The organism is Thermogemmatispora sp. (assembly GCF_019683755.1).
Lineage (GTDB): Bacteria > Chloroflexota > Ktedonobacteria > Ktedonobacterales > Ktedonobacteraceae > Thermogemmatispora.
Map to the genome: position 1 here is coordinate 1 of NZ_JADGHT010000343.1, position 4819 is coordinate 4819.

The window sequence follows — 4819 nt, forward strand, 5'->3', positions numbered from 1 at the left end:
CCCTGGGGGAGGCTGAGCCATGAGCCTCACAGACGACAGCCGTGGCTGGACCTTTCCCGGTGAGGATTATCCTCCCCCGGAGATGATCACCATCGCGGGACGTCAGGTGAGGGCGGGCACGCGTGTGCGTCTCTGTCCGGGGCGAGCGCGTCAGGGGCACCTGGCCGATGCCTTTGATCTGCTGCTAGAGGGACGGATCGGGCGCGTCGAAGTCATCCAGCAAGACTTCGAGAACCGCCTCTATCTGGTGGTCACCCTCGATGATGATCCCGGCAGAGAGCAATGGGACGAGCGCGTCTTACCAGGTCATCGCTTCTTCTTCTTCCCGGAGGAAGTGGAGCCGCTCGGGGAGGGGGAATGAGGTGGGCATGGAGAGAGATGAGCACCAGCAGGGACTACTGCAGGCTCTCGAAGCCGCTTTCGAGCAGGCAGCCCGCGGCGGGCTGCGTCGCCTGCTGGTAGCTGGCATTGGCAATATCTTTCTGGGCGACGACGGTTTCGGCTGCGCGGTGGCTCAGCGGGCACGCGGGCGCTATCCACCGGGAGTTGAGGTCATTGACTTTGGCATTCGTGGTTTGGAGCTGGCCTATGCGCTTCTTGACGGCTACGAGGCGCTGATCCTCATCGATGCGGTGCCGCGTGGTGGCAGCCCGGGAACGCTCTATCTGCTCAAGCCGCTGCTTCCTCCGGAGGATCAGGCAGCCGATCTGGCTGCTGGCAAGCTGGGCCTGGAGGCGCACAGCCTCGACCCGGTGCGCGTGCTGACCTATGCCCGTGCGCTCGGGGCGCCTGCTGTGCCGACCCTACTCATCGGCTGCGAGCCAACCCCTTGGGAAACAGATACCATCGAGGAGGAGCTGCAGATGGGGCTCAGTCCCCCCGTGCAGGCGGCGGTCGAACGCGCCCTGCACATCCTCGATACGGTGGTCAGGCAGCTCTATCAAGGCTCAGATTCGACTGAGACTGCATAGTCCTCGTTTCGCGGACGAGCTTGGCTCTCACTGACTGAAAGGAGGCGTGTACTAATGGTCAAGTGGATCACAGGCGCCATTGTGTTGGTGCTGTTGCTCTTGGTGCTCAGACAGCAACTCCCTGATATTCAGCGTTATTTGCGTATTCGCTCGATGTAGAGAGAGGAAGGAGGCTGTGCGTGGCGCCGGGCGTGAACAGGCGCTGAGAAGAGGGCGGAGCCAGCATAGGCCCCGTTCGGTCGAGGGCGAAAGGTGGGGGTAGCGATGCATGAGCTAGCGCTTGCTGAGAGCATTATCGAGGTGGTAGAGGCCAGGGCGGAGGAGTGCGGTGTACAGCGGGTGCGGACGGTGCATCTGCGCGTGGGCGAAGCCAGCGGGGTCCTGGTGGAGGCCCTGCAAGCGGCCTTTGCCATGCTGGCTTCGCTCTCGCCCGTCCTGGCCGAGGCGCGGCTGGCGATCGAGATCAGCCCGCATCGGGCCTGGTGCGAGCCATGTGCCAGTTCCTTTGCCGTCGAGGACTTCATCGCGCGCTGTCCCGCCTGTGGCACCTGGTCCACGCGCATTCTCTCGGGCACCGAGTTGCAGATCCTCGACATGGAGGTTGGGGCTGACACCCAGCAGGGAGGCCACGAGCAGGCGCATAACGGATGAGGAGCGGTAGCTATGCCCAGAGTGACCATTGCCAGACATATCCTGGCGGCCAATGAGGAGGTTGCGGCAGAGGTGCGCCAACGGCTGGCGGCGGCTGGCGTGCGCTGCATCAACCTGATGAGCGGTCCAGGGGCAGGGAAGACCACCCTGCTCGAACGCAGCGTGGCCCGGCTGCGTGGGCGGCTGGCCATAGGGGTGATCGAGGGAGATATCGAGACCAGCCTGGACGCTGAGCGCATGGAGGCCGCCGGGGCCCAGGTGGTACAGATCAATACGCGCGGGGCCTGCCATCTGGAGGCGCAGATGGTGCGCGATGCGCTGGAGGCGCTTGATCTGCAGCGGCTCGACCTGCTCTTCATCGAGAACATCGGCAACCTGGTCTGTCCGGCGGCCTGGGACCTGGGCGAGGACCTGCGGGTTGTGGTGGTCTGCACAACCGAGGGGGATGAGAAGCCAGCCAAGTATCCGCAGATCTTTGCCGCTGCCCAGGTGCTGGTGCTCAACAAGCTGGATCTCTTGCCCTACGTGGACTATGATCCCGAACGCGTGCGTGCTCAGGCGCTGGCCGTCAACCCAGGGCTGCAAATCTTCGCGCTGAGCTGCCGCAGCGGCGAGGGACTGGACACCTGGTGTGACTGGCTGCTGGCCTTCGCTGGCAAGTCCTCAGGGGCCGCCGTCAGCGAAGCGCCCCACACCATGGGAGGCGCAGTATCATGAGCGAGCGTGTGTCAGGAGGAGCGCCTGCCACCATGCCAGCACGACTGCGGCAGCGTCTCACCGTGAAAGGCATTGTGCAGGGGGTGGGCTTTCGCCCCTTCGTCTATGCACTGGCCCAGCGTCTCCACCTGGCTGGCTTCGTGCGCAACGATAGTCGCGGTGTCACCATCGAGATCGAAGGGCCGGCGGAGGCACTCGCCCAATTCCGCGAGCGACTGCAAATGGAAGCACCGCCGCTGGCGCGTATCGAGAGCGTGACCGTTGAACCGCTTCCGCTGCGGCAGGAGACGACCTTTGTGATCGCAGAGAGCCGGGAGAGCAGCGAGCGTGCTGCGCTGATCTCCCCCGATATGGCCACCTGCTCTGATTGCCTGCGCGAGTTATTTGATCCCGCTGATCGTCGCTATCGCTATCCTTTCATTAATTGCACCAACTGCGGGCCGCGCTTCACCATCATCCAGGATGTTCCCTACGATCGTGAGCAGACGACCATGCGCGTCTTCGCCATGTGTCCTGCCTGCCGCGCTGAGTATGAGAACCCGGCCAATCGGCGCTTTCATGCTCAACCTAATGCCTGCCCGCAGTGTGGGCCGCAGGTTCGTCTGGAGCTGTGGGCTGAGGGGGAGCTGGTGCTCTCGGCCAGCGGCGCGGAGGTCGAGGAGGCGACCCCTATCGAGCAGGTGGCTCAGCAGCTGGTCCGGGGGGCGATTCTGGCCATCAAGGGTCTGGGCGGCTATCATCTGGCCTGTGACGCCCTCAACGCCGTGGCTGTCCAGCGGCTACGGCGGCGCAAGCATCGCGAAGCCAAGCCGTTCGCCCTCATGGTGCCCGATCTGGAGACAGCGCGGCGCCTCTGCTTCGTCAGCGAGGGCGAGGCCGCCCTGCTGCAATCGCCGCGCCGGCCCATTGTCCTGCTCGAGCAGCGTCCCGCCTGCCCAGTGGCGCCCGAAGTGGCCCCAGGCTACCGGACCCTGGGTCTGATGCTTCCCTACACGCCGCTCCATCATCTCCTGCTGCACGCCTTTGCCCGGCTCATTCCCGCTGATCGCCCGCCGGTGCTGGTGATGACCAGCGGCAACCACAGCGAGGAGCCGATTGCCTACCGCGACGACGAGGCCCGTCAGCGTCTGGCCGGCATCGCGGATGGCATGCTCAGCCACAACCGCGTCATCCACATGCGCTGCGACGACTCGGTCACGCGCCTGGTGGCTGGAGGCGAGCAGCTCTTCCGCCGCTCGCGGGGGTATGTGCCCGAGCCGATCACGCTGGCCTTTGAGCTGCCGCGTCCGCTGTTGGCCTGCGGGGGCCATCTCAAAAACACCTTCTGTCTGGGTAAAGGGCGCCAGGCGTTTGTCGGGCACCACATCGGCGATCTAGAGAACCTGGAGACCCTGGCCTCCTTCCGCGAGGGCATCCGCCATTTCCAGCGCCTCTTTGACATTGTACCCGAGGTCGTGGCCTATGATCTGCATCCCGACTATCTGGCGACCAGGTACGCGCTGGACAGTGACATCGAGCAACGCATCGGTGTCCAACACCATCATGCCCACATTGCCAGCGTGTTGGCTGAGCATGGCCTGAGCGGGCCAGTCATTGGCATTGCCGCCGACGGCACGGGCTACGGTACCGACGGGGCCATTTGGGGCTGTGAGATCCTGCTGGCCGATCTCTGCGGCTTCGAGCGTCTGGCCCATCTGGCCTATGTGCCGCTTCCGGGGGGAGAGCAGGCCGTTCGCCAGCCGTGGCGCATGGCGGCGGTCTATCTGGCGCGGGCGTACGGCGAGCGCTTCTTGACCCTGGACATTCCTCTCACGCGGCGTCTCGATCGCAGCACCTGGCGCATTCTCACGCAGATGATCGAGCGCGGCCTCAACTCGCCACTGACCTCCAGCCTGGGGCGCCTCTTCGATGCCGTCGCCGCCATCCTCGGCCTGCGCGACGAGGTGCTCTATGAAGGCCAGGCGGCCATCGAGCTGGAGATGCTGGCCAGCAGTGTGCCGCCCGACGAGCAGCCGCCCTATCCCTACGCCCTGCTCCGCTCGGGTCAGGGGCCGCTCCAGATCGATGTCTCCCCGTTGCTCTCAGCCCTGGTCGAGGACCTCCAGCATGGCTACGAAAGAGCACGTCTTGCGCGCCGCTTCCACCGCTCGCTGGTGGCCATATTCGTCGACCTCTGTCAGCGCATCAGGGAGGTCTGCGGCCTCTCCCAGGTTGCCCTCAGCGGCGGCGTCTTTCAGAACCGCCTGCTGCTGGAAACCCTCGTCGCTGAGCTAGAAGCCAGCGGCTTCGCGGTCTATCTCAATCGCCGTGTGCCCCCGAACGACGGCGGTCTCAGTCTGGGACAGCTGGCAGTGGCCGCGGCCCGCCTGGCGGCAGCAGGCCGGAAGGGAGAGCCTGATCTTATCTCGTGAGAATGTGGACCAGAACCAGGCCCTGGTTGTTCAGTAAAGGAGCTGCCGCGCATCTTGCCGGACATAGTG

The 4819-nt window shown here is 64.8% G+C and carries 5 protein-coding genes; all 5 read left to right on the forward strand.

Annotated elements, in window-relative coordinates; translation table 11 throughout:
• Nucleotides 1-19: 19 nt before the first annotated feature.
• The 5 genes from IRZ24_RS16800 to hypF all read left to right on the forward strand — a co-directional run bounded on the left by IRZ24_RS16800 (nucleotide 20) and on the right by hypF (nucleotide 4750).
• Complete coding sequence (locus IRZ24_RS16800; RefSeq protein WP_297166656.1) at nucleotides 20-361, forward strand: hypothetical protein; 342 nt, start codon at nucleotides 20-22, stop codon at nucleotides 359-361.
• A 7-nt stretch (nucleotides 362-368) separates the two neighbouring features.
• Nucleotides 369-971, forward strand: coding sequence for a hydrogenase maturation protease (locus IRZ24_RS16805; RefSeq protein WP_151727519.1), 603 nt, complete (start codon nucleotides 369-371; stop codon nucleotides 969-971).
• 264 nt (nucleotides 972-1235) lie between these two features.
• Nucleotides 1236-1622: a hydrogenase maturation nickel metallochaperone HypA gene (locus IRZ24_RS16810; RefSeq protein WP_151727518.1), complete on the forward strand. Its 387-nt coding sequence runs from the start codon at nucleotides 1236-1238 to the stop codon at nucleotides 1620-1622.
• Between the two features lie 12 nt (nucleotides 1623-1634).
• Nucleotides 1635-2339, forward strand: coding sequence for a hydrogenase nickel incorporation protein HypB (hypB, locus tag IRZ24_RS16815; RefSeq protein WP_297166662.1), 705 nt, complete (start codon nucleotides 1635-1637; stop codon nucleotides 2337-2339).
• 32 nt (nucleotides 2340-2371) lie between these two features.
• On the forward strand, nucleotides 2372-4750 hold the full coding sequence (gene hypF, locus IRZ24_RS16820) for a carbamoyltransferase HypF (protein WP_297166663.1): 2379 nt from the start codon (nucleotides 2372-2374) through the stop codon (nucleotides 4748-4750).
• The last annotated feature ends 69 nt before the right edge of the window (nucleotides 4751-4819 follow it).

Excerpts from the sequence above, each read along its gene's own strand:
- IRZ24_RS16805 (WP_151727519.1), top strand. The coding sequence starts at position 369 with ATGGAGAGAGATGAGCACCAGCAGGGACTACTGCAGGCTCTCGAAGCC.
- IRZ24_RS16810 (WP_151727518.1), top strand. The coding sequence starts at position 1,236 with ATGCATGAGCTAGCGCTTGCTGAGAGCATTATCGAGGTGGTAGAGGCC.
- IRZ24_RS16800 (WP_297166656.1), top strand. The coding sequence starts at position 20 with ATGAGCCTCACAGACGACAGCCGTGGCTGGACCTTTCCCGGTGAGGAT.
- hypB (WP_297166662.1), top strand. The coding sequence starts at position 1,635 with ATGCCCAGAGTGACCATTGCCAGACATATCCTGGCGGCCAATGAGGAG.
- hypF (WP_297166663.1), top strand. The coding sequence starts at position 2,372 with ATGCCAGCACGACTGCGGCAGCGTCTCACCGTGAAAGGCATTGTGCAG.